This is a genomic window from Thiorhodococcus drewsii AZ1 (assembly GCF_000224065.1).
Taxonomy (GTDB): Bacteria; Pseudomonadota; Gammaproteobacteria; order Chromatiales; family Chromatiaceae; genus Imhoffiella; species Imhoffiella drewsii.
Genome location: NZ_AFWT01000102.1, coordinates 1 through 1,755, shown reverse-complemented (window position 1 = coordinate 1,755; position 1,755 = coordinate 1). Strand labels below are relative to the sequence as shown.

The 1,755-nt window shown below is 57.2% G+C and carries 2 protein-coding genes and 1 pseudogene; 1 reads left to right on the top strand and 2 read right to left on the bottom strand.

Going from position 1 to position 1,755, the window contains the following annotated elements:
- Nucleotides 1-206, top strand: a 206-nt coding sequence (locus THIDRDRAFT_RS23120; protein ID WP_007043373.1) for an integrase core domain-containing protein, incomplete at its 5' end; no start/stop codon positions are given.
- Between the two features lie 36 nt (nucleotides 207-242).
- Here the strand turns inward: THIDRDRAFT_RS23120 and THIDRDRAFT_RS26045 are convergent.
- Together THIDRDRAFT_RS26045 and THIDRDRAFT_RS23115 are read right to left on the bottom strand one after the other, a co-directional pair.
- Nucleotides 243-476 carry a hypothetical protein gene (locus THIDRDRAFT_RS26045; RefSeq protein WP_139058898.1) on the bottom strand — a complete coding sequence of 78 codons (234 nt, stop codon included), beginning with the start codon at nucleotides 474-476 and terminating at the stop codon, nucleotides 243-245.
- A gap of 259 nt (nucleotides 477-735) precedes the next feature.
- Nucleotides 736-1,062, bottom strand: a pseudogene (locus tag THIDRDRAFT_RS23115) (integrase core domain-containing protein); the annotation flags it as partial.
- Nucleotides 1,063-1,755: the final 693 nt, after the last annotated feature.

The following is a 1,755-nucleotide window of genomic DNA, read 5'->3' as shown; positions in this document are numbered from 1 at the left end:
CCAGCTTGCCCGAGCTGCTCCTGGGGTTGACTGAGTATTTCGCCTTCTACAACGGAGAGCGCCCCCACCAATCCCTGGGGTACCTCACGCCTGATGCGGTCTACCGATCGGGAAACGGGGGTGGGGCCAAGATCGTCGATCGCTTCGGCGAGACAACACTGGGGCAGCGCCAAACCGCTGCGATTGAGGTGGCCAGTACAACTTAAATTCGGGGGAAAACTGTCCTGGACATGGGGTCCACTTTAAGACTCGATTTTTTGGAACCAGTAAAATTTTCGATTTGCTTCTTGATCATTTGTATCACTTGCTCCAACTTCGATTTTATACGAACCGACATTTAAGCTATCGAGATCGATTGCAAAGGTTGCGATTGCACTAGTCCCTGCCAAGTCTATGCGTCCTTTTTGTCCGGTCGAAGTACCTGAACTGGTCTGTACGGCGTAAGCAGCTGCCACTAATCCAATATCATCAGTCACCGTAATTTCTAAGGAAAACCCATTGGTCTTGGGATTATTAGAGCCACTTCCTAGGGTGTTTATCGTTATAACTGGAGGATTATCAGCAGCTACAGTTAGACTGGAGTAGCAATATATGGAAGCAAATAGCAGAAACAAGAATGCCTTAGTGCACCAATCATTAATTCTCATTTTTGTAAGCCTGATATCTGGGAAAATTTTCTGTTGATCATTCGCTTAAACCTGACACGTCATAAGTGCAGGCAAACAATAAAACTTCCTATTCGTCAAATCCCCTAAGATTATATACCCGCTTTTTGAATAGTTCGGGGCGCTTCTCGGCCCAATCCTTGAGGGCTTGAATCGGGGCGATGTGCCCGAGTGCTTTTTGCGGGATGTGCTGGTTGTAGACCTGGACATAGCGGGTGATGGTCTGCTCCAGACTCTGTGAGGAGTCGAAGCGTGTGGTGGCCAGCACCTCGGCGATGCGCCCATTAAAACGCTCGACCATGCCATTGGTCTGTGGGGTTCTGGGCTTGATCAGGCGATGCTCGATGGCGTGCGTGGAGCAGACCTGATCGAAGCGATGCTGCCCGGCCGGCACCCGAAGCGTCACCGCGTCTTGGTAATCCCCTGGGGCGCAGCGGATGCGATCGCCGGGACCGGCCGCCGCCAGGGCCTCGGCGAGGCCGTCCCAGCCAGTGTCCGCAGTGCATACAACGACAGCATTCCGAGACCGTTCCGAGTGCATGATGTCCATCCAAGACGCTGAGCGGGAAGGATCGATAGGTTACAGGATCCACGCTCCTTGAATCGAGCGACTCTCGGGCGGAGGACAAGGCTCCATGGCGTCTGGCGATCTTCGCCTGCTTCCAGGCGAAGCCCACACCCGCCCGGCCAGCAGGTGCGCGAGGATGCCCACAGGTGACGCCGCGCCGCGCGAAGTGGCGCCCATGGCGTCAGCGGCCCCGGCCTGACGCGCCTGCATGCGGTGACCGCCCCGATCGCTGACTCGTTCCACGCCTGTTCCACGCCTCGCCGGGGTGGAGTCCTCTCGCGCCCCCTTCCCGCCCCGACCGAGCGCTAAGTCCTTGTGCCGTCTTGATCCGCGCACACCCCGCACGCGCTCGGCGCGCCGACCGCCCCCCGTCTCGCAGGTCTGAAGGGCCATGTTCCACGGCGAGCCTGGCCGATGCACCCCGTTGGACCCGGTCGCGGGGTCCGTCAGATCAGTGACGATAGTTACCGTTAACGCTTCCTGCGTATAGCGGTAGCTCACCGAAGATGCTGAGGGTGGACA